The following is a 21,382-nucleotide window of genomic DNA, read 5'->3' as shown; positions in this document are numbered from 1 at the left end:
AACGCCCTGCAAAAGGAAGTCACGATTGGGTTAGCGATATGTCAGTATCACGCGCTGTGGCTCTTGCGCACAGCAAGCCGCGCCCCCATCATTAAGGCATGACTGACATCACTGACCTTACTGGCAAACTTCTGATTGCGATGCCTGATATGGGGGATCCGCGTTTTGATCATGCGGTGATTTATATCTGTGCGCATTCTTCGGAAGGGTCGATGGGGTTGATCATCAACAAACCAGCGACCGGCGTGCGCTTTTCCGAACTGCTTGAGCAGCTGTCGATAGATGATGGCGAGCTGACGGTGGACGTTCGTATCCACTATGGTGGGCCGGTCGAAACAGGGCGCGGTTTTGTTTTACATACCTCGGACTATGCGTCGGGCGCGGGCACGATGGAGGTTGCGGATGGCGTCGCTATGACTGCGACCCTCGACATTCTGGAAGATATTGCCACAGGCAGCGGGCCAAATCGGTCAATGCTGGGCCTTGGGTACGCAGGTTGGGGACCTGGCCAGCTGGAGGGTGAGCTTGTCAACAATGGTTGGCTGGTGAGCGATGCCAATGAAGACATTCTGTTTGGCCGCGCGGCTGAGCATAAATGGAGTGCTGCGCTAAAAATCCTTGGCGTTGATCCGCTCATGTTGTCGGCCTCAGGCGGCAGCGCCTGAACGGGGCGCGGCGGCACGGCGCAGCCTGTCGTTGATTGCGCGCCCCAACCCATGATCGGGGATCGGGGATACGGCGATTTTTTCTGCACCTAGCGCGTTTAGCTGGTGCAATGCGTCAAACAAGTTCGCGGCGGCTTCGACCAGATCACCTGATGGTGAAAGATTGACCGCGGCGTCTACAGCGCCAAAGCCCAACAAGGTTTCGCCAACCTCAACTTCAGTCGCGTTTAATCGCACTGTTCCTTTTGGCGCGTAATGGGACGCCAATTGTCCTGGGGATGACGGCGCGGCGGTGTCACCTGCAAGCGCAAGTTTGTCACCCAATGCGGCTTCTAATGCCTCGGCAGGAAGCCCACCCGCCCGCAGCAATGTCGGCACGGGTTGGGATGCAATGATTGTGGACTCAAGCCCAACACCACAATCGCCACCGTCGACGATACCGTCGATCCGGCCTGACATCTGGCTCTGCACATGGGCAAACTTAGTCGCGCTGATTTGACCGGAGGGGTTCGCAGATGGCGCAGCAATAGGTCCAGCAAATGCTTCCATCAATCCATACGCAACAGGGTGATCCGGTACGCGCACGGCGAGCGTATCCAAGCCAGCCGTAACCAATGGTGAAATTCCAGCGTCTGGGCGCAGGGGCAACACGAGCGTCAATGCACCCGGCCAGAATGCTTGTGCCAACGCGCGCGCGATATCGTCAAACACAACGAATTCTTCGGCAGCCTCTATACTGGCAACATGCACAATCAGCGGATTGAAACTCGGTCGTCCTTTAGCTGCGTAAAGCCCTGCGACCGCGTCGCTATTGCGCGCATCAACACCTAACCCGTACACAGTTTCCGTCGGAAATGCGACAAGCCCACCCGCTGATAGCACCTCAGCAGCGCCCCTCAAACCGGCAACATCATCTGCAAATATTTGTGTAGTAATACTATTCATGACGTCGCGTTTTGGTTGCGGGTATGGCACATGTGACTAGCCTTTCAGTTAGCACTCACATACGCGGCTGCCCTTTCGATTCCAAGGCACCCTGTTTGAAACTTCCTCCCCTCGGAGACATCCTATGCCCTATAGCTCGCCTATCTCAGACTTTCGTTTCTTGCTGGATCATGTCGTCGACTTCGACCAAGTCGCTGCCACTGACCGTTTTTCAGATGCCACACCAGATATGTGTGTCGCAATCCTAACTGAGGCCGCGAAGTTAAGTGACGAGGTCCTTGCGCCTTTGCAACGACCGGGGGATGAGCATCCTGCGGTCTTGGAAAACGGGATCGTACGGACTTCACCGGGGTTCGCAGAAGGATTTAAAGCCATTGCAGAGGGTGGCTGGATTGGGATTTCCGCGTCGCCTGAAAATGGCGGCATGGGGTTGCCGCTCACTTTGGCGACCACCGTAAATGACATGATGGCGGGTGCGTGCTTGTCACTACAGCTAAATCCACTGATGTGTCAGGGCCAGATCGAAGCGCTGGAACACCATGCGAGCGACGCCCTTAAGGAGATTTATCTGCCCAAGCTAATTTCCGGCGAATGGACGGGTACGATGAACCTGACAGAGCCGCAGGCCGGATCCGACGTTGGTGCATTGCGATCTAAGGCTGAACCGAACAATGACGGCAGTTACGCTGTTTCTGGCCAGAAAATCTATATCTCATGGGGCGACAATGATTTCGCTGAAAACGTTTGCCACCTTGTCTTGGCACGCCTGCCCGATGCGGTGGACGGCGTTAAAGGGATCAGCCTGTTCATGGTGCCGAAGTTCATTCCCGACGAAGATGGAAACTTGGGCGAGCGTAACTCGCTGCGGGTTGTCAGCTTGGAACACAAGATGGGGCTGCACGGCTCACCAACCGCGGTAATGGAATATAGCAACGCGAAAGGCTGGCTTGTTGGCGAACCACACGCGGGTTTGGCAGCGATGTTTACGATGATGAACAACGCACGCCTTGGCGTGGCGACCCAAGGTATCGGTGTCGCGGAAGCTGCATATCAACACGCATTGACCTACGCGACTGATCGAAAGCAGGGCAAAGCCAAGGGCACAGGCACCATTGCAGAACACGCGGATGTGCGCAGGATGCTCGCTTCCATGAAGGCTGACGTTTTCGCTGCGCGGGCAATTTCCCTCGCGAATGCGGTGGCAATTGATATGGCAACTGCGACGGGTGACGATGCGTGGGATGCGCGCGCTGCCTTGCTGACACCGATTTCCAAAGCCTTTGGAACTGACATTGGTGTCGAAGTCGCCGCGACTGGCATTCAGACCCACGGCGGTATGGGATTTATTGAGGAAACTGGTGCCGCCCAATACGCCCGCGATGTTCGCGTCACCACGATTTACGAAGGTACGAATGGCATCCAGGCGATGGACCTTGTGGCCCGTAAAATGATGGACAACGGCGATGCCGCCTTTGCACTCCTCGATGAAATCGAGGCTGCTGCCGAAGCGGGCAAGGCGACTTTGCCTGACTTGGCTGAACCCGTGTGGCTGGCGGCCGAAACATTGCGCGAAACAACCGAGTGGTTGGTGTCCCAAGATTTGAACGACCGCTTTGCGGGGGCTGTGCCATACCTTCGCGCCTTTGCGCGTGTTCTTGGCGGGCACTATCATCTTGCGGCGGCCCTAAGCGATGATGGCGCACGCAAACGTTTGGCGACTTTTTATATCAAACGCACCTTGCCTGAACACATCGGGCTTTTGGCGCATGTTCGCGAAGGCGCGGATGACCTTATGGCGGTCACGATTGATGATCTCGCGTCATGAGCGGGGCGCCTTCCGGCTTTTCATATAAGTACCGGAAAAACGGCGATGTTGTGATCTCGCACCATAGGCGCGTCGCAACGACGCTGCGCGGTGACACTGCTGCGGAATTCATGGAAGACATGAACGAAGCATCGCCTTCTGACGCGCAGGACAGTATGGCTCGACTAACTGGGAACTACCGCCGTGGAAACGAGCGACTTGCGAAGGATCACCCGCGAAATGGCTGATGGAAAAATTCACTACCCTTGGCCAGAACCGCCTGAACATGGCGAGGCCACGGTCATTGCTGATGGTGTATTGTGGATGCGCCTGCCGCTGCCGATGGCGTTGGACCATGTGAACGTCTATGCGCTGGACGACGGGGACGGTTGGACAATTATCGACACGGGCTTTGACTCCCGCAAGACCCGTGCAATTTGGGAAACACTGTTGGCGGGGCCACTGGCGGGTAAGCGCGTGAATCGCATTATTGGCACCCATCACCACCCCGATCATATCGGTTTGGCGGGATGGTTCCAAGAGGCGGGTGCAGAACTGGCAATGCCGCGCACTGGTTGGCTGATGGCGCGAATGCTGACGTTGGATGAACAGCCCGCATACCCGTCGCAGTCGATCAAGTTCTATCAACGAGCTGGTATGGACCCTGAAATGCTCGCGAAACGCCGCGAGGACCGTCCGTTTAATTTTGCCGATTGCGTCCATCCTTTGCCGCTTGGTTTCACCCGCCTGCAAGAGGGTGGCACGATCCAGATGGGCGGGCGCACATGGGACATTCGCATGGGGAACGGCCACGCGCCGGAACATGCAACCTTCTGGAGCCGTGACGATAATTTGGTGATCGGTGGCGATCAATTGTTGCCTTCTATCAGCCCAAACATCGGTGTTTACCCAACCGAACCAGACGCTGATCCGTTGGCGGAATGGTTGGAAGCATGCGAACGTCTTGCGCAGTTCGCGCGAGAAGACCATCTGGTGCTGGGCGGGCATAAGCTACCCTTCACCGGGCTGCCCAAACGCATGAAGCAGCTTATCGACAACCATCATGGCGGGCTGAAACGCCTAGCGGCGCATATCGCTGAACCCAAACGCGCTGGCGATTGCTTTGCACCATTGTTCAAGCGTGAAATCAGCGAAGGTGTTTATGGGTTAGCTTTGGTCGAGGCACTGGCCCACCTGAACCACCTGCACCAAACCGGCCGAGCCACGCGTGAGTTGCGCGACGAAGCCTACTGGTTTCAGGCTGCTTGACAGGACTTAAGCCCAGCCAATTCCACGATTTCGCCCTGGGGCACAGCGTCCCATGCCCCGCCATCCAATGGCTCAGATGCAAAGGCCAATCCGCCATTGTCCAAGGTATCTGATGCATAAAGTGTCGGCGCGTTTCCTTTAGATGCATGGCGAAACCCAAACAGCGTTTGACCATCCGAAAATACGCAGGTCAACTTAACCGGATCGCGCCCAGCGCCAATCTGTTCCAGTGTCGCCGCCATCGCCGTATCTGGGTCGTTCGCCAAACCATTTGCCAGCAAGGTCAGGAAAATCATCTCGCTATCAGTTGACCCTCCACGCGCGTTGTAAAGATGATCGGGTAAAGCTGCCTCAAGGCGACGCCGGATCGTTGGAAAATGCGGCACCTGCCCATTGTGGCAAAATGACCAACGGCCATAGCTGAACGGATGGCAATTTTGGCGGCTTGTTTCACCGACCGTGCCGGCACGCACATGGGCAATAAACAGACGTGATCGGACCATGCGACACAGGCTCGTCAGGTTGCCATCAGCCCAGGCAGGTAACACGTCGCGATAAAGGCCTGGTGCTTCGTCCTGATCGTACCACGCGATGCCGAACCCGTCGCCATTTACAGCCAACTTCGCCTCACTCGCGTGCTGACTTTGTTCCAGCAACGAATGTTTGGGGCGCACGACAATGTTTTCCAGCGGAATAGATGGCCCGGAATAGGCAGCAATCCGGCACATATCAGTGACGCGCGTCGATGCGATCGGTCAATTTGCGCAAGATTCGGCTGGCTGTTGTCTCGCATAGAGCAGGAAAAACCGCGTGGATCACAGCCGCAAGGCCAGCCGTGATAAGCCAGAATGCAAACCCAAACGCAAAACGCATGTGCTGGAAATATGTCTCATTAACCGTTGCGGGGTGCGCCAAAAACCAACGATCGATTAGGCTGGAAGGGCGGTTTGTGTTCGTAGAATCTGACATATTCGGGTTCCTGTTGGTGATTTTCACAAAACTATTTCGAGATCACGCGAAAAACGTCCCAAAATTCCTAGCTTCTATGCCTAAAATTGGGATAGTATCCCAACATGAACCACCAACTGGACACAATTGACCACAGAATACTCGACATTCTGCAAAACGATGCAACAGAATCCGTTGATGCGATTTCTGAGAAAGTCGCTCTATCGCGCAACGCCTGTTGGCGGCGCATAAAGGCAATGGAAGCGAGCGGCGTAATTCGTGCGCGGGTGGCATTGCTTGACCCGATTAAACTCGGCTGTCCGCTTACGGTGTTGGTTTTGATCCGCACCGATCACCACTCGGATGCATGGCGAAAGGATTTTGCCGTTGCAGTTGCTGCGTTGCCGGAAATTACCACTGCCCAGCGTATGACGGGGGACTTGGATTACGTATTATCGGTTCGCCTTGCAGATGTTGCAGCCTACGATACCTTTTACAAACGTCTGACATCACGAATTTCTGTTTCGGATATTTCGGCAAGTTTCGTTATGGAAGACATCAAAGACACAACCGCCCTGCCCCTTTAGCCGAGAAGACATTCATGGATGACCAAATAGACACTTCTGCAGAAGCACTGGAATTGGATGCCCTGCCGCAGCTTCGCGAGGTCCACACGGACCCAAATAAATGCGCGCCAGACGCTAGTGCGATAAAAGGAACGGACCCCAAGAGTCCCGCACGTTGGGCCTATGAGCGGTTGATTTTGTACATCCAGAACTTTGAAAAACAGCTCGACAACGAACACGAAGTTGCAATGGGCTTTGCTGGCGACAGTTCAGGCGTCATCAAAATCGAGGGCATGGGCTACTATGACCCTGATATTATTACATTCTACGGCGCCGACCCGTCTGGCACCAAAACACAGCTGATCCAGCATGTCAGCCAATTGTCGGTTATGCTGCGCGCTTTGCCAAAACAGGTTGAAGCCGACGAACCTGAACGGATCGGGTTCAGGCTTGCTGCGGAACTGGAAGCGGAAGATGCGACGTCCTGACGGGATAAGCGGGGCTGACAACGCCCCCTGAATCGTCTAGATCGAGATCAAAGAATACAAAGGAACAAGACATGGCTGAACATAAGCACGGCGAAATGGACATCTCAGTTCAGGAAAAAACATTTGATGGTTTCATGAGCATGGTCACGAAGGGTGCGATTATCAGCATCTTGCTTCTGATCTTTATTGCTTTGGTAAACGGTTAATCTACGCATGAAACGCCGTGCATTTATGCTGTCTGCACCGCTTGGCCTTGCGGCCTGCGGAACTGTAACGCGTGAAGAAGTTATCGCGCCACAGGCCGCGATTGACCGCGTGGTTTATGTAGAACCTGGCCCGAAGTCGCTGACACTTCTCACCATGAAAAATGTTGGATCAGATAACGGGGCTCACACGGGATTGCTTATCAACGCCAGCCAGCGTGTGCTCTGGGACCCGGCGGGAACGTTTGGTCATTCCTCTATCCCAGAACGCAACGATGTGCACTTCGGCATCAACCCGCAAATCTACCAACTATACCTGTCCTACCACTCGCGTGAGACGTATTATACCCTTGTTCAAGAGGTCGACGTTTCGCCAGAGGTCGCTGAAATGGCTATGCAACGCGCCATTGCCAACGGACCGACGCCCAAAGCCGCTTGCACGACGCACACATCCGCGATGCTGGCCAGCTTGCCTGGTTTTTCTAGCCTTCGTCGTACGTTCTTCCCTGGTAATCTCTCGGATGATTTTGCTCGGATTCCAGGTGTGCGTAGCCGCGAGTATCGTGAGACTGACAGCGATGACAAAAGCATTGCCGCAGCTGAAATCGACCGCGAGCTAAGCGCTACTCAGTAAGCGCCCAACAACCAGATCATGCCAAACAACGTTGCCCCGCCAAGCGTGATGGCGGCGATAACATTGCGCGTGAGTAGACCCACGGCAAATGTGACCAAGGCGGCGCTTAGACGGGCGGGTTCAACTTCGCCGCCGTTTGCAGCGGGCCAGAGTACCAATGGCGCAACAAGGCCCGGTAAAACCGCGACTGCGGTGTAGCGCAAATGACGCAACGCCCATTCGGGAAGGTCTTTGCCGCCAATCAGCCCCAAGAACGAAAAGCGGATCAGATAAGTGCCGATGCCAAGCACGATGATGATCGTCCAGATATAACCCGCGCTCATGTCGTTGCCCTCCGGTTCATCATGACTTCGACTTGTGCGCCAACGATCATGGCGACGACAGCCGCGACGAGCAGGCCAAGGTTATATGGCAGACCAGAAAGGACCAGCGCCAAGACGATGGAAATAACGGCTGCAATCATATGCGCCAATGTCCGCATCATTGGGGCGATAATGGCGAGGAAGCAAATCGGCACCGCGAAATCCAGTGCCATCCAGTCAGGGATTGTATCACCGAGCCAAATCCCCAGCCCCGTTGCGACGATCCACATAGGGCATACGGGTGTAACGGCACCAAAAAAGAACCTGATGCGTTGGGACAGTGTCAAATGTGGTTCGTCTTCAAAGCGGTTGATCGACACCGCGTAGCTTTGATCAACGTTTACATAAGCAATGAGCGCGCGTTTCCACAGCGGCGCTTTGCCCAGCCATACTGACAGAGACGCCGAATACATCGCCATTCGCAGGTTCACCGCCAAGGCTGTCGCGACGATGATCAAGAAGGGCGCGTCTTCGGCCATTAGATGTAGCGCTGCGAACTGCGCGGCACCTGCGAAAACAACGGACGAGAAAGCCATCGTTTGAACGCCCGTGAAACCCGCTTCGGTTGCAACCACGCCAAACAGCAGCCCGAATGGGACCACGACCAACAGGAACGGCAGCCCTTCGCGAAAGCCAATCCAATAGTATGATTTCTGGGGTGCGTCGGTCATCAAGCTGCCTTACATTTCGCTACAACCGCCATAGCTCTGGCACAACCAATTGACAATAAGGCGTTCAATGATGCGCGAACCACTTGGCCTAATTCTTGCAGGCGGCCTTGGCACTCGAATGGGTGGTGCCCTGAAATCTGGCCTCTCGCTGGGTGGCGCTACGCTGCTTTCGCGTGTGGTTGATCGTTTAGAACCGCAGGTCGCTCGCATTGTGGTAAACGCCAATGAACCCCTTGATTCAAAGCTTCCTGTTATCGCGGATGCAACAACTGAACGACTTGGCCCGCTTGCGGGGGTATTGGCTGGCCTCGATTGGGCAAACGAAAATGGCGCCACGCATATCGTGAGTGTCGCCGTGGATACCCCATTTTTTCCTTGCGACCTAGTTCCCCAATTACTTATGGCGGGCTTATCGCACCCAGAGGGCTATGCGATCGCGGCGACAGAAGATGGGCTTCATGGGACGTTTGGGATTTGGCCCGTGTCATTGCGGGAGCCACTTGCAGCGTTTTTAACCGAAGGACACCGCAAGGTGCGCATGTTCACCGAAGCCCAAGGCGCCGCAACTGCACATTTTCCCGAAACGACGCCCCCGTCGTTTTTCAACATCAACACAAAAGAAAACTTAATGGCTGCTGAACAATGGCTGTGACAGTTTCAAAAGGCTTCAAGCAAGACGAACGGGCGCAGATCGCTTCTATGTATTGGGAAGCCTTCGGCCAAAAACTGGGTCGTGTTATGGGCCCAACCCACCGTGCGACAGCCTTTTTCGAAAGCGTTCTCGACCCGACACATGCCTTATGCGCACGCGACGAGGCTGGTGTTTTGCTGGGGGTCGCAGGGTTCAAAACTATCAAAGGTGCACTTGTTGGGGGAACATGGCGTGACCTTGCCCGTCACTATGGATGGATCGGAAGTACGTGGCGTGTCGGGTTATTGGCGCTGTTAGAACGCGACACAGAAAACGAACGATTTCTGATGGACGGGATATTCGTACGCGACAACGCACGCGGGTTGGGTGTTGGAACTGCATTGCTGGATGCCATAACCGACGAGGCACGCGCGCGAGGATTCAAGGAAGTACGCCTAGACGTAATTGACACCAACCCGCGGGCACGCGCGCTCTATGAACGAAGGGGGTTTGTAGCAGGCGAAGACCAGTACCTTGGCCCACTAAAGTTCTTTTTCGGTTTTAACAGCGCTACGACGATGACCCGTAAAACCTAGTCGATCACTAGTCGAACGCGCCAGTCACACGCCCCAGCAACATAAACGCGCGACTGGTACGAGTTTCTGCAAGCGCGGCAATGTCTTCATCACTGGCTTCAGCTTCAAACGCGACCAGCATTTGATCAAATTTACGCAGGAAGTGGTGTGCAGCATCACGGAAAATCGCGTCTTCGCGCATGCGACCCGCGGTGAGTGCGAGTGAAGACCGGTCCCGAATGCCGCCCAGTGCTGCAACGGACTTACCACGTTCGCCTTGCGAAAAGCGGCGCCAAATCTCAGCGCGCGCACGGTCTGGGCGCAGGTCATCCATGTAGATCCCGTCTTGCGACATAAGCGTCAACACGTCTTGGCTGGCTTGGATCAATTGTTTGGAATTACGATCCTTCAAAGCACGACGCAGGGCGGCGAACCCAACCTCGTCTGCTTCGGTGTCCGGGAAGTTCAAGGCACGCACCAGATCAGGGCGCGAGATTGGCGGCGCGATATCTTCGGCCGTCGTGCCCAGTGCAAGGCTTGGCTGGTCATCCGAACCCGTCGCGGCCGCGGGCATTGGCGCTGCGTGAACACGCTCAGCCGGACGTGAGGTTGCGAATGTTGCCAGTGTTGTTTCCGTTTTCTGGGTCGCGCGGGCAATTTCGTTCAGTTTACGTTCAACGGTTGGTTCAATCCCTGTCCCGCGAGACTGCCGATCCGCGACGTAGGTCTGGCGCATTGCGTCTATTGCTGCCTGCAAGCGCTGGCTCTCTTCGCGCACGACCTTGGCCGAACGCGCAGCAAGTGCCGCGATCCAAATCATCGCGATCGGCAAGAAAATCGCCATCAATGTCATTACGAACCGAAGGCTATCAACCTGCGCTGCACTTTCTTCTTCCCCCGGCAAAACCAAGAAAAACACCGCAACGCCAACAAGCCAGATCAGGCTGATAACAATCGCGATGATTTCAATCGCAGTCACACGAACGCCGTCAGAACGCGTACTCGCCCTGAGCGATACATCTGCTTTGTTCGGACCGTCCGTCATGCGCCAAGTGCCTTATTTAAATGGCCCAATAGTTGGGGGTTTAGTTGAAAACGATCGAAAGGATCTCGTAAGACTTAACACCACCTGGCGTGCGTACTTCGACGCTGTCGCCCTCTTCCTTCCCGATCAACGCACGCGCGATTGGGGATTTCATATTGAGGCGACCATTTTCAATGTCGGCCTCATATTCACCGACGACCTGATATGTCGTCTCAACATCGGTATCTTCATCCACCAAGGTTACATGTGCCCCGAACTTGATCGCGCCACTCAGCTTGCTTACGTCAATGACATCCGCGAGCGAAATTACGCCTTCAAGTTCCTTAACACGCCCTTCGATAAAGGACTGCTTTTCCTTGGCCGAATGATATTCCGCGTTCTCGGAAAGGTCGCCGTGTTCGCGCGCATCAGAAATGGCACGAATGATCGTGGGGCGTTCAACAGTCTTTAGGTGCTTGAGTTCAGCATCCAGCTTGTCAAAGCCTGCGCGTGTAAGCGGTATTTTTTCCATTTCAACCATTCCGTAACTTCGGTTTTACAAGTGCATATGCTTAACCCGCACGTGGGTATCGCCTCAAGGGGCATCGACATCGCAGACCGCTTTATTTGCAGACGTTACGTTTGGGTCGTCCAGACGCAATTTTATGTCGCAGCGAGATTGCCGCCAAGCTTGTCCTCCTATATCCAGTTTTTCAACTTTAGACGCTTACCGCAGGGAGGCCCAATATGGCCGAGATAGAACGCGAATCTATGGAATATGACGTTGTGATTGTAGGCGCGGGGCCAGCAGGCCTTTCCGCTGCAATCCGACTTAAGCAACTTGATGCGGATTTGTCCGTGGTTGTGCTTGAAAAGGGCTCTGAGGTTGGGGCGCATATCTTGTCTGGTGCCGTTCTTGATCCATGCGGGCTTGATGCATTGATTCCTGATTGGAAAGCCAAAGGTGCACCTCTTAACACACCGGTTAAAAAGGATAATTTCTACCTTCTCGGTGAGGCCGGCAAAATTCGCATTCCGAATTTCCCGATGCCGCCCCTGATGAACAACCACGGTAACTACATCGTTTCCATGGGCAACGTTTGCCGCTGGATGGCTGAACAGGCCGAAGAACTTGGCGTTGAAATCTTCCCGGGCATGGCGTGTTCCGAACTGGTTTACGGTAACAACGGCGAAGTTAAAGGTGTCGTTGCGGGTGTGTTTGGCCTAGAGGCTGACGGCACAATCGGCCCCGATTCCGAGCCCGGCATGGAGCTGCACGGCAAGTACGTGTTCCTGTCTGAGGGTGTTCGCGGGTCGCTGTCCAAAGAAGTCATCGCGAAATACGACCTTGCGGCGGATTCTGATGTGCAGAAATTTGGCATCGGCATGAAAGAAATCTGGGAAATCGACCCAGCTAAGCACAAAGAAGGCACAGTCACCCACACCAGCGGCTGGCCGTTGGGCAGTAACGCGGGCGGCGGGTCGTTTATCTACCACCTTGAGAACAATCAGGTTTACGTCGGCTTCGTGGTTCACCTGAACTACAAAAACCCGCACCTGTTTCCATACATGGAATTCCAGCGTTTCAAGCACCACCCGATGGTTGCGGACCTGTTGGAAGGCGGCAAACGTATTGCCTACGGCGCGCGTGCCATCACTGAGGGCGGCTATCAGTCCATGCCTAAGATGACGGCCCCAGGCGTCGCGCTGCTTGGCTGTTCTGTTGGCATGGTCAACGTGCCGCGCATTAAGGGCAACCATAACGCCATGCTGTCCGGCATGGCCGCAGCCGAAGCTGCACATGCTGCTATCGGTGCTGGCCGTAGTTCTGATGAGCTGACAGATTACGAAACCGAAGTACGGACCGGTGCGATCGGCAAAGACCTGAAGAAGGTGCGCAACGTTAAACCGATGTGGTCGCGCTGGGGCATGGTTGCATCGCTTATCGGTGGTGGCTTGGACATGTGGACAAACACGTTCGGGTTCTCACTGTTTGGTACGATCAAGCACGGCAAGTCCGATGCTGAGGCGACTGAAAAGGCCGCGAAGCACCAGCCAATTGATTATCCAAAGCCAGACGGCAAGCTGAGCTTTGACCGCCTTACAAACGTGGCGTTTTCCTTCACCAACCACGAGGAAAGCCAGCCTGCGCACTTGAAGCTGACGGATGAGAACATCCCGACATCCGTGAACTTCCCTGACTTTGCGGGGCCATCTGCACGCTATTGCCCGGCAGGTGTTTATGAGTTCATCGGCGAGGGAGCGGACCGCAAGTTCCAGATCAACTTCCAGAACTGCGTTCACTGCAAAACGTGCGACATCAAGGACCCGAGCCAGAACATTACATGGACGGTTCCACAGGGTGGCGACGGGCCTAATTACCCGAACATGTAACTTCGGAATTAAATTCAAAAAGGCCTCGCTTTCGCGGGGCCTTTTTCGTTTCAGTCCCTGCGAGATACCGCGCACTCACCAAGATAGCGGAAATGTTGTTTGCTCCTGCGATTCCACGGCCTTAGGCTGCGGCAACCCACAATGTCGGAGCTGACCTTGCCTTCACGCCTTTCCACGGTATTTAACTTCTCGACAATTGCCGCAACATTCGCCCTCGCGTACCCGGTTACGGCTGATCCAAACGCAGGCGCCTACCTCGCAGCGCGTCAAGCGGGGATGATTGGCGACTACTCTGCTGCCTCTGACTATTTTCACGACGCTCTTCTATCAGATGCCAACAATCTGTCTTTGATGGAGCAAACCATCACCGCCTTTGTCGGCACAGGCGAAATTCAATCAGCCGCGGGTATTGCCCGCCCATTCCTTGAGGCTGGCGGCGAGAGCCAGATCGCCAATATCGCGTTGATGGCGCAAGCGGCGCGTGCGCAAGATTGGGGTGCCATTTTTGAATTAATCGAAGCCGGACATGAAGTTGGCCCACTTATCGATGGACTAAGTCAGGCGTGGGCCTATGTGGGTAACGGTGACTTGGATCACGCCCTGATGCGCTTTGATGAGGTTATAGACACCCCTGGCCTGCGCAGTTTTGGGCAGCAACACAAAGCCCTAGCGCTTGCCATGTCGGGCGATCTGGAAGGCGCGAATGCGATTTATGATTTACCCCCAAATGTCGGTGTCGTTCCAACCCGTGCCTCCGTGGTGGCGCATCTCCAAATCCTGTGCCAACTCGAACAGTTCGAGCGCGCCGCCGACATTTCCGACCGCGCCTTTGGAAATGATCCGGAACCTGAGATAGCTGCACTGCGAAATGCGATCGAAGCGGGCGAGGTCCCAGATCTTGAGCGGGTAATTTCAACGCCAGGCGCGGGCATCTCTTTCGCGTTCATGGGCCTGTCCGAAATCCTCGCTGGGGAAGCAAACGAAAGCTATCTGCTGCTATACGCACAGGCCGCACGTTATATTGCACCTCATGATGCAGACGCCCATATCGCCGCTGCGCGCCTGTTGAACGCGCTTGACCAACATGATGCCGCCGCCCAAACATTTGCGCAGGTTTCAACTGAAGACCCAGCATACCACAGCGCCGAAATCGGACGCGCCGAGGCGTTACGACTAGCTGAAAGATCCGAGCAAGCCATCGAGGTATTAACCCAACTAACACGCAGCCATCCCGAATTGCCGCTATCCCACGCGTCCCTTGGCGATATCTATCGCCGCGAAGAACAGTACACCGAAGCACGCGCGTCCTATACCGCCGCACTTGATGGATACCCTGAAACGGCCACCATCCGTTGGTGGTTGTTGTACTCGCGGGGTATTTCCAATGAACGACTTGATAATTGGGACGCCGCAGAAACAGATTTTCGCGCAGCCCTTGCCATAAACTCGAATGAGCCTTCAGTTTTGAATTACCTCGGCTACTCGATGGTCGATCGCGGGCTTACTGAAAACTACGATGAAGCCCTAACCATGATCGAAAAAGCGATTGCTGCCCGCCCAGACAGCGGCGCAATCGTCGATAGCCTTGCTTGGGTCTACTATAAGCTCGGGCGTTACCAAGAAGCAGTCACCCCGATGGAACGCGCTGCTGAACTGGAACCAAATGACCCGATCATCAGCGACCATCTTGGGGATGTTTACTGGATGGTCGGACGTGATGTTGAGGCGCGTTTTCAATGGCGTCGTGCATTATCGTTCGAACCCGAAGAAATCGAGGCCGAACGCATTCGCCGCAAGCTTCAAATTGGTCTTCATGCGGTTTACGCCGAAGAGGGCGTTTCCCCTGCTCCAGCTGTCGAGGTCGCAAACGGTGACTGATGGCACGATCGTTGAACGCGCGTCTGCCAAGGTAAACTTGTCACTGCATGTGACCGGGGTCAGGCCCGACGGCTATCATCTGCTCGACAGTTTGGTGATGTTCACAAGCCTTGGAGACGAAATTCACGTTGCGCCCGCCGGCACACTATCGCTGACGATCGAGGGCCCTTTTGCCGATGATTTGCGGGTTGACGACGACAACCTCGTCCTTCGTGCCGCGCGGTCATTTGGGGTGCCAGATGGGGCAGCTATCACGTTGCACAAGAACCTGCCGGTGGCTTCAGGGATTGGCGGCGGCTCTGCGGATGCAGCGGCAACACTTCGGGCACTAGCGCGGCTTTGGGATGTTCCTTTGCCAAACGCTAAGACAATTCTTTCGCTTGGCGCGGACGTCCCTGTTTGCATGACGACTGAGCTGACCAAAATGAGCGGTATTGGCAATGAGTTGGAAAGGCTCGGCCCTGCCCCGATGCTGGATATCGTTTTGGTAAACCCTAAAATTGGCGTTTCCACAGCGAGTGTTTTCAACGAGCTCGAAAGCAAGTCAAACACGCCAATGCCCGCTGACATGCCCGACCCGTTCGATACAGATAATTGGGTTGGCTGGATCGCGCACCAGCGCAACGACTTACAGCCCCCTGCCCTTACTGCCGCACCGGTGATCGCTGATGTTCTTGCGGCGCTGTCGGCCCAGCAGGGGTGCACTCTGGCACGGATGTCCGGCTCAGGTGCGACCTGTTTTGCGTTGTTTGAAGATAGTGATGCACAAAGCGATGCGGCGAAGGCACTGCGCGTATCCCATCCTGAATGGTGGGTCGCCGAAACGGATGAAGCCCCTACTTAACGCGAGCGACAACGTAATCCGCGAGGTCCAGAAGCATCGGCTTGATGGCGTGATCCGGCAATGGTGCCAATGCCGCCTTCGCCTTTTCCATCCACGCCAAAGCTTCTTGTCTGGTCGCTTCAAGTGTGCCGTGTTTGGCCAATATTTCTAACGCTACTTCCAAGTCGCCGTCTTCTTGGCGGCCCTTCGCTATCGTACGTTCCCAAAAAGCGCGTTCGTCAGCATCAGCCAATGCGATCGCTTTGATCACTGGCAAGGTCAGTTTGCGTTCACGGAAGTCATCGCCGATGTTTTTGCCAATTGCGTCCGTGCCCGCATAATCGAGCAAATCATCCACAATCTGGAATCCAACGCCTAGCGCGTCGCCGTAATCAAACAACGCTTTGACAGTCGCATCATCGCGACCAGCGATCACGCCGCCGACTTCCATCGCCGCTGAAAACAGTGCTGCCGTTTTGCCACGCACGACCTGAAGGTAAATGTCTTCAGTCGTCGCCAGATCACTCGCCGCGGTCAGTTGCAGCACTTCACCTTCGGCAATCGTCGCGGACGCGTTGGAAAGAATACGCAGCACATCGAGCGAGCCAGTTTCCGTCATCAACTGGAACGACCGCGCGAACAGATAGTCGCCGACCAACACGCTGCTGGTATTGTCCCACAGCAGGTTCGCAGTTGGTCGCCCACGTCGCTGTGCGCTTTCGTCAACGACATCATCATGCAACAGGGTCGCTGTGTGGATAAACTCAACCGTTGCAGCCAAGTGCACGTGATACGGGCCTTCATAGCCGCACATTTTCGCCGCAGCCAAGGTCAACATCGGGCGCAGGCGTTTGCCACCTGCCTCAACCAAATGGGCGGTGACTTCGGGGATACGCGGCGCGTGCTCAGACGCCATGCGCTCGCGGATCAGGACGTTCACCGCATCCATCTCATCCGCCAAAGCAGCAGCCAGACGTTCGTGTGGTTTTGTCGCGGCGTTGTCCAAGCTCATGCACCTGCTCCGTCTGTTACTCGACAAAGGTACGGCTAGCACCTTAAGTCATGGGTATGAAAGAACTCTTGCGCACAAATGACATCACAATCATCGCTTTCGCCAAAGCCCTTTTACAGGGTGAGGATATAGAGGTGTTCGAGTTGGACGTAAATATGAGCATCCTTGATGGATCTTTGGGCATATTGCCACGCCGCCTGATGGTGCGTCGTGAGGATCACTTCATCGCCACCTCGGTTTTGAAGGCCAACGATATTGATTTAGGCCTGTGAGCGAGGGTTTCAACACAACCGTCGATGCGTTCCTTGGCGGTCAGGTGATGCTGGAACAACCCGCTAAAGGTTACCGCGCGGGCATTGATCCCGTGTTACTGGCGGCAAGTGTGCCTGCGATTGAAGGGCAATCTGTTTTGGAACTCGGGTGCGGAACGGGTGCAGCGATGCTTTGCCTCGGCAAGCGTGTGCAGGGGCTGACCCTTTTTGGCGCGGAAATTCAACCTCACTACGCTGAGCTTTGCCGCAAGAACGCAGCGGCCAACGGCATCGACGCGCAAATATCGACTGCTGATCTGCGTGCATTGCCGCAAGACATCACCGCGCGCACATTTGACCATGTCATCACCAACCCGCCCTATTTTGAGCGCACTGCAGGTAAGGCGAGCCCACGTGCAGACCGTGACATCGCTTTTGCTGGGGATACGTCGATGAAGGACTGGCTGGATGCGGCCACCCGTCGCCTGAAGCCCAAAGGTTGGCTTTCCATGATCCAGAAGGCGGACCGTTTACCCGACGTTCTGAATGCGATTGATACGCGTTTGGGTGACGTCGCGGTTTATCCGATTTCAGGGCGTATCAACCGCCCCGCCGATCGTTTTATTCTGCGCACGCGAAAAGGAACGCGTGGGCCTTTCAAACTTCACGCTCCAATCGCGTTGCACGAAGGCGAAATTCACGTGAATGATCAGCCGGATTACCGCTCCGAGGTCGCAGATGTTTTGCGCCAGGGCTTTGCGTTCTCGTTGCCCGATTAACTTTTTCGCAATGATTTGGCGGTGTTCTACCGATTGTGTCGGAATGCTGCCGCGCGGCGTGACAGATGCACAATTCTATGGTCAAATTTCAGGACTACTCAACCAGTATCGGAGGAATAACATGAGCTTGACGTCCCACCTGCAGGAACTCAAGAAGAAGCACGATAGCCTTTCGGATGCCGTCGAAAAAGCCCAGCGAAGCCCGGGCAGCGACGATCTTGAAGTGTCGCGCCTCAAGAAAGAAAAACTCCACCTTAAAGAAGAAATTAACAGGCTCACGCCCGCATAACCGAACTCGGTGCTGGCGGTGAAACGCCAGCGCCTGCGTCAACCAAAGCGGCGAGAGCGTTAGGCCAATGGCCTACTGATCTTTCCTAGTCGCTTGGCGTGGAAAAGCTCTGAATACAAAAAGGGCGGGGATAACCCCGCCCTTTTGTTTTTCCGAAAGAACGTTTCTTAGACGAAGAACTGCGCACCGTTTGCAGAAATCGTTGAACCGTTGATGAAACCTGAATCGTCAGATGCAAGAAATGCTACGCAACGAGCGATTTCTTCTGGCTCACCCAAGCGGCCCGCCGGGATTTGACCGATGATGCTTTCGCGAACCTTTTCAGGAACCGCCATCACCATTTCGGTGCCGATGTAACCCGGGCAAACAGCGTTTGCTGTGATGCCTGCGCGAGCGCCTTCTTGGGCCAAGGATTTCACGATTCCGAGGTCGCCAGACTTCGTCGCAGCGTAGTTAACTTGCGCGAACTGCCCCTTTTGGCCGTTGATCGAAGAAATCACGATAACGCGGCCGAACTTACGCTCACGCATGCCAGGCCAGATCGGGTGGACCGTGTTGAAAACACCTGTGAGGTTCGTGTCGATGACTTCGTTCCACTGCTCAGGTGTCATTTTGTGGAATGGTGCGTCGCGGGTGATACCCGCGTTTGCGACAACAACTTCGATTGGACCAAGGTCAGCCTCAACCTGTGCGAGGCCCGCTTTTGAGCTTTCATAGTCAGCAACGTTCCACTTGTAAGTTTTGATACCTGTGGCTTCGGTAAATTTCGCGGCCGCCTCATCGTTGCCGGCATAAGTTGCCGCAACGGTGTAACCGTCCGCTTGTAGTTTCTTAGAAATAGCTTCGCCGATGCCGCGCGAGCCGCCTGTTACGAGTGCAACACGTCCCATAATAATCTCCTCCAAGGAATCTGTTCGGTAATGTTGTTACCTGCATGTTTTCCGCAGCGCAATAATATTACGCTGCGGATGCAAAATAAATCAAGGACGCTCAACGCAAAGAGCGACGCCCATACCACCACCGATGCACAAGGTCGCGAGACCTTTCTTCGCATCGCGGCGCTTCATTTCGAACAACAGCGTATTCAAAACACGACAGCCAGACGCACCGATCGGGTGGCCAATTGCGATCGCGCCGCCGTTGACGTTTACGATGGCTGGGTCCCAACCCATGTCCTTGTTCACAGCACAGGCTTGTGCCGCGAAGGCTTCGTTTGCTTCAACAAGATCGAGGTCATCAACGGACCAACCCGCCTTGTCCAATGCCTTGCGGGATGCATAGATCGGGCCGACACCCATGATGGACGGGTCCAAACCAGCAGTTGCATAAGATGCGATGCGGGCCAGTGGCTCAATCCCGCGCTTTTCAGCATCATCAGCGGACATCAGCAACGTCGCGGCAGCGCCGTCGTTCAGGCCAGATGCGTTGGCGGCTGTTACGGTGCCCTCTTTGGTGAACGCAGGGCGCATCTTCGCCATTGCCTCAAGCGTCGCGCCGTGGCGGATGTATTCGTCTTGGTCCACAACGATGTCGCCCTTGCGGGTCTTGATTGTGAACGCTGCGATTTCATCCGCGAACTTGCCAGCCTTCTGCGCAGCCTCAGCTTTGTTCTGCGAACCAGCTGCGAATTCGTCCTGCATGTCGCGGGAAATCTGCCACTGCTCAGCCACGTTTTCAGCGGTTTGACCCATATGGTACTGGTTGAACGCATCCCAAAGGCCGTCCTTGATCATGGTATCGACGAGCTTCATGTCGCCCATCTTCTGACCAGCACGCATCGCTTGTGCGTGAGGCGACATTGTCATGTTTTCTTGACCACCCGCTGCGACGATGGACGCATCGCCGAGCATGATGTGTTGCGCGCCCAGCGCAACGGCGCGAAGGCCGGAACCACAAACCTGGTTCAACGACCAAGCAGACGCTTCTTTAGAAAAGCCCGCATTGACGTGTGCTTGGCGCGCAGGGTTTTGGCCCTGGCCCGCTGTCAGCACCTGACCGAGAATCGTTTCGGAAACTTCTGACGGGTCAACACCCGCACGTGCGGCCACTTCTGTAAGAACGGCTGCACCCAAATCGTGGGCTGGAGTGTTGGCGAATGCGCCACCAAAGCTGCCCACGGCTGTGCGGGCTGCAGATGCGATAACTACGTTGGTCATTGAAGGTGTTCCCTATAATTCCGGCATTAAGCGACGGTGCAACAAGACATTTCGAAACATGAAAGTTACGCATTGCCCTACTGCTGCCGTTAGCCTTGCATATGACGTGAAGTCAATTTCCGCAACGGAGACGCGGTGTTCACATCGCCGCACTGCGGCAACGCGCATGATGTTTAACGTTAAAAAGAGAATTTCGGGACGCCAAAATGGTACCCCTGAACGCAATCCACCCCGACCGAAATCAAGAAATCTGCCTCGGCCTGTGATTCGACACTTTCGGCGACTGCGTACATTTCAAACTGATGTGCGACAGCAATAAGCGCTTCAGCCAGGACCTGATTGTCTGGATCTTGATCAATGTTGCGGGTGAAGTGACCATCGACTTTCACGAGATCAAAGAAGAAATCTTTTAGGTGCCGGAACGCTGTCAGGCCAGCACCAAAATCGTCCAACGCAAACGCTAAACCATGCGGTTGCATTTCTTCCATGAAACGGATCACGACTTCCGGTAATTGCATCGCGCTGTTTTCAGAGATCTCAAGGATCATACGCTCTGCGTTTATTGTCCCGCTTGCCAACTCTTCCTCAAGAACGCGACGCCACGCAGCATCTCCGAGAGACCGCGCCGAGACATTCACGGAAAGACGACGATTGGGATGATGCTTGAGAAGCTGAAACGCGAGCCGCAAACTCGCGGCATCAATGTCTCGTCCGAGGCTGGTTTCCTCAATCTGCCCCATGAATTGGGCTGCGGGAATAATGCGGCCCGTTTCATCCATCACCCGGATCAAGCACTCATGAAACGCGACAGGAAATCCGGCGGCCGTTGTACGCACGGGCTGCAAGGCGAGCTGGCAATTATTCGTAGCGAGCGCGGTGCGCACCATCGACAAAACATCCCGATCACGCACACTGATCGCGTATTCCAACGGATCACGCGGTGTTTGGTCGTCCCAAGCGTTTGTCGGCCTTTTCAATCCCATACCCAGATCCCTTCATCCCCCTATTTGCACAC

General features: G+C 55.1%; 27 protein-coding genes. 16 read left to right on the top strand and 11 right to left on the bottom strand.

Features of this window, described 5'->3' with window-relative positions; all coding sequences use genetic code 11:
• The first annotated feature begins 98 nt into the window (after window positions 1–98).
• Entirely contained in the window at window positions 99–665 is a 567-nt protein-coding gene (locus OCA8868_RS14010) for a YqgE/AlgH family protein (RefSeq protein ID WP_093997180.1), read from the top strand.
• Here the strand turns inward: OCA8868_RS14010 and OCA8868_RS14005 are convergent.
• Window positions 648–1,610 (bottom strand): L-threonylcarbamoyladenylate synthase, encoded by a 963-nt coding sequence (locus OCA8868_RS14005; protein ID WP_093997240.1) that lies wholly within the window; start codon window positions 1,608–1,610, stop codon window positions 648–650. The two genes, OCA8868_RS14010 and OCA8868_RS14005, sit on opposite strands and share 18 nt — an antisense overlap.
• A gap of 124 nt (window positions 1,611–1,734) precedes the next feature.
• Here OCA8868_RS14005 and OCA8868_RS14000 point away from each other — a divergent pair, with 124 nt between their 5' ends.
• Genes OCA8868_RS14000 through OCA8868_RS13990 form a run of 3 tightly spaced genes read left to right on the top strand, consistent with a single transcriptional unit; the run spans window position 1,735 to window position 4,683 of the window.
• On the top strand, window positions 1,735–3,435 hold the full coding sequence (locus OCA8868_RS14000) for an acyl-CoA dehydrogenase family protein (RefSeq protein ID WP_093997179.1): 1,701 nt from the start codon (window positions 1,735–1,737) through the stop codon (window positions 3,433–3,435).
• Complete coding sequence (locus tag OCA8868_RS13995; RefSeq protein ID WP_093997178.1) at window positions 3,432–3,662, top strand: hypothetical protein; 231 nt, start codon at window positions 3,432–3,434, stop codon at window positions 3,660–3,662. Before OCA8868_RS14000 ends, OCA8868_RS13995 begins: the two co-directional genes overlap by 4 nt.
• The gene (locus OCA8868_RS13990) at window positions 3,655–4,683 is read left to right on the top strand and encodes an MBL fold metallo-hydrolase (RefSeq protein ID WP_093997177.1); all 1,029 of its coding nucleotides are present in this window, start codon (window positions 3,655–3,657) and stop codon (window positions 4,681–4,683) included. The genes OCA8868_RS13995 and OCA8868_RS13990 overlap by 8 nt, the downstream gene beginning before the upstream one ends.
• Here the strand turns inward: OCA8868_RS13990 and OCA8868_RS13985 are convergent.
• A complete protein-coding gene (locus OCA8868_RS13985; RefSeq protein WP_093997176.1) occupies window positions 4,671–5,411 on the bottom strand; it encodes a class II glutamine amidotransferase in 741 nt (246 codons plus the stop codon). The two genes, OCA8868_RS13990 and OCA8868_RS13985, sit on opposite strands and share 13 nt — an antisense overlap.
• A 1-nt stretch (window position 5,412) precedes the next feature.
• On the bottom strand, window positions 5,413–5,652 hold the full coding sequence (locus OCA8868_RS13980; protein ID WP_093997175.1) for a DUF6356 family protein: 240 nt from the start codon (window positions 5,650–5,652) through the stop codon (window positions 5,413–5,415).
• A gap of 104 nt (window positions 5,653–5,756) precedes the next feature.
• On the opposite strand from OCA8868_RS13980, the gene OCA8868_RS13975 reads away from it, so the two are divergent.
• The 4 genes from OCA8868_RS13975 to OCA8868_RS13960 all read left to right on the top strand — a co-directional run bounded on the left by OCA8868_RS13975 (window position 5,757) and on the right by OCA8868_RS13960 (window position 7,522).
• Window positions 5,757–6,218 (top strand): Lrp/AsnC family transcriptional regulator, encoded by a 462-nt coding sequence (locus OCA8868_RS13975; protein WP_093997174.1) that lies wholly within the window; start codon window positions 5,757–5,759, stop codon window positions 6,216–6,218.
• A gap of 14 nt (window positions 6,219–6,232) precedes the next feature.
• A complete protein-coding gene (locus tag OCA8868_RS13970; RefSeq protein WP_093997173.1) occupies window positions 6,233–6,685 on the top strand; it encodes a DUF6173 family protein in 453 nt (150 codons plus the stop codon).
• 71 nt (window positions 6,686–6,756) lie between these two features.
• On the top strand, window positions 6,757–6,891 hold the full coding sequence (locus OCA8868_RS13965; RefSeq protein WP_093997172.1) for an aa3-type cytochrome c oxidase subunit IV: 135 nt from the start codon (window positions 6,757–6,759) through the stop codon (window positions 6,889–6,891).
• 7 nt (window positions 6,892–6,898) lie between these two features.
• Window positions 6,899–7,522 carry a hypothetical protein gene (locus OCA8868_RS13960; protein WP_093997171.1) on the top strand — a complete coding sequence of 208 codons (624 nt, stop codon included), beginning with the start codon at window positions 6,899–6,901 and terminating at the stop codon, window positions 7,520–7,522.
• On the opposite strand, the gene OCA8868_RS13955 is transcribed toward OCA8868_RS13960, so the two are convergent.
• Window positions 7,516–7,845: an AzlD domain-containing protein gene (locus OCA8868_RS13955; protein ID WP_093997170.1), complete on the bottom strand. Its 330-nt coding sequence runs from the start codon at window positions 7,843–7,845 to the stop codon at window positions 7,516–7,518. The two genes, OCA8868_RS13960 and OCA8868_RS13955, sit on opposite strands and share 7 nt — an antisense overlap.
• Entirely contained in the window at window positions 7,842–8,555 is a 714-nt protein-coding gene (locus OCA8868_RS13950) for an AzlC family ABC transporter permease (RefSeq protein ID WP_093997169.1), read from the bottom strand. The genes OCA8868_RS13955 and OCA8868_RS13950 overlap by 4 nt, the downstream gene beginning before the upstream one ends.
• 70 nt (window positions 8,556–8,625) lie before the next feature.
• On the opposite strand from OCA8868_RS13950, the gene mobA reads away from it, so the two are divergent.
• Entirely contained in the window at window positions 8,626–9,207 is a 582-nt protein-coding gene (gene mobA / locus OCA8868_RS13945; protein ID WP_093997239.1) for a molybdenum cofactor guanylyltransferase MobA, read from the top strand.
• The gene (locus OCA8868_RS13940) at window positions 9,198–9,782 is read left to right on the top strand and encodes a GNAT family N-acetyltransferase (RefSeq protein ID WP_093997168.1); all 585 of its coding nucleotides are present in this window, start codon (window positions 9,198–9,200) and stop codon (window positions 9,780–9,782) included. The genes mobA and OCA8868_RS13940 overlap by 10 nt, the downstream gene beginning before the upstream one ends.
• A gap of 7 nt (window positions 9,783–9,789) precedes the next feature.
• Here the strand turns inward: OCA8868_RS13940 and OCA8868_RS13935 are convergent, their stop codons facing one another.
• A complete protein-coding gene (locus OCA8868_RS13935) occupies window positions 9,790–10,806 on the bottom strand; it encodes a hypothetical protein (RefSeq protein WP_093997167.1) in 1,017 nt (338 codons plus the stop codon).
• Window positions 10,807–10,846: 40 nt separating this feature from the next.
• Window positions 10,847–11,317, bottom strand: coding sequence for a transcription elongation factor GreA (greA, locus tag OCA8868_RS13930; protein WP_093997238.1), 471 nt, complete (start codon window positions 11,315–11,317; stop codon window positions 10,847–10,849).
• Between the two features lie 215 nt (window positions 11,318–11,532).
• Between greA and OCA8868_RS13925 the strand changes: the two genes are divergently transcribed.
• The 3 genes from OCA8868_RS13925 to OCA8868_RS13915 all read left to right on the top strand — a co-directional run bounded on the left by OCA8868_RS13925 (window position 11,533) and on the right by OCA8868_RS13915 (window position 15,901).
• The gene (locus tag OCA8868_RS13925; RefSeq protein WP_093997166.1) at window positions 11,533–13,179 is read left to right on the top strand and encodes an electron transfer flavoprotein-ubiquinone oxidoreductase; all 1,647 of its coding nucleotides are present in this window, start codon (window positions 11,533–11,535) and stop codon (window positions 13,177–13,179) included.
• 141 nt (window positions 13,180–13,320) lie between these two features.
• Window positions 13,321–15,057, top strand: a complete 1,737-nt coding sequence (locus OCA8868_RS13920; protein WP_093997165.1) for a tetratricopeptide repeat protein — start codon at window positions 13,321–13,323, stop codon at window positions 15,055–15,057.
• Entirely contained in the window at window positions 15,050–15,901 is an 852-nt protein-coding gene (locus OCA8868_RS13915) for a 4-(cytidine 5'-diphospho)-2-C-methyl-D-erythritol kinase (protein ID WP_245848273.1), read from the top strand. Before OCA8868_RS13920 ends, OCA8868_RS13915 begins: the two co-directional genes overlap by 8 nt.
• Here the strand turns inward: OCA8868_RS13915 and OCA8868_RS13910 are convergent.
• Window positions 15,894–16,892: a polyprenyl synthetase family protein gene (locus OCA8868_RS13910; RefSeq protein WP_093997163.1), complete on the bottom strand. Its 999-nt coding sequence runs from the start codon at window positions 16,890–16,892 to the stop codon at window positions 15,894–15,896. The two genes, OCA8868_RS13915 and OCA8868_RS13910, sit on opposite strands and share 8 nt — an antisense overlap.
• Before the next feature lie 56 nt (window positions 16,893–16,948).
• Between OCA8868_RS13910 and OCA8868_RS13905 the strand changes: the two genes are divergently transcribed.
• The 3 genes from OCA8868_RS13905 to OCA8868_RS13895 all read left to right on the top strand — a co-directional run bounded on the left by OCA8868_RS13905 (window position 16,949) and on the right by OCA8868_RS13895 (window position 18,211).
• Entirely contained in the window at window positions 16,949–17,164 is a 216-nt protein-coding gene (locus OCA8868_RS13905; protein ID WP_093997237.1) for a putative signal transducing protein, read from the top strand.
• Window positions 17,161–17,922: a tRNA1(Val) (adenine(37)-N6)-methyltransferase gene (locus tag OCA8868_RS13900; protein WP_093997162.1), complete on the top strand. Its 762-nt coding sequence runs from the start codon at window positions 17,161–17,163 to the stop codon at window positions 17,920–17,922. Before OCA8868_RS13905 ends, OCA8868_RS13900 begins: the two co-directional genes overlap by 4 nt.
• A 121-nt stretch (window positions 17,923–18,043) precedes the next feature.
• Window positions 18,044–18,211 (top strand): YdcH family protein, encoded by a 168-nt coding sequence (locus tag OCA8868_RS13895; RefSeq protein WP_093997236.1) that lies wholly within the window; start codon window positions 18,044–18,046, stop codon window positions 18,209–18,211.
• 167 nt (window positions 18,212–18,378) lie between these two features.
• On the opposite strand, the gene phbB is transcribed toward OCA8868_RS13895, so the two are convergent.
• From phbB to OCA8868_RS13880, 3 genes are all read right to left on the bottom strand, one after another.
• Window positions 18,379–19,101, bottom strand: coding sequence for an acetoacetyl-CoA reductase (gene phbB, locus OCA8868_RS13890; RefSeq protein ID WP_093997161.1), 723 nt, complete (start codon window positions 19,099–19,101; stop codon window positions 18,379–18,381).
• A 90-nt stretch (window positions 19,102–19,191) separates the two neighbouring features.
• Window positions 19,192–20,367 carry an acetyl-CoA C-acetyltransferase gene (locus tag OCA8868_RS13885; protein WP_093997160.1) on the bottom strand — a complete coding sequence of 392 codons (1,176 nt, stop codon included), beginning with the start codon at window positions 20,365–20,367 and terminating at the stop codon, window positions 19,192–19,194.
• A 179-nt stretch (window positions 20,368–20,546) separates the two neighbouring features.
• Entirely contained in the window at window positions 20,547–21,350 is an 804-nt protein-coding gene (locus OCA8868_RS13880; RefSeq protein ID WP_093997159.1) for an EAL domain-containing protein, read from the bottom strand.
• Between the last annotated feature and the right edge of the window lie 32 nt (window positions 21,351–21,382).

It is taken from the genome of Octadecabacter ascidiaceicola (assembly GCF_900185015.1).
Lineage (GTDB): Bacteria > Pseudomonadota > Alphaproteobacteria > Rhodobacterales > Rhodobacteraceae > Octadecabacter > Octadecabacter ascidiaceicola.
The sequence above is the reverse complement of the archived record's forward strand: the minus strand, read 5'-3'. Positions and strand labels throughout refer to the sequence as shown.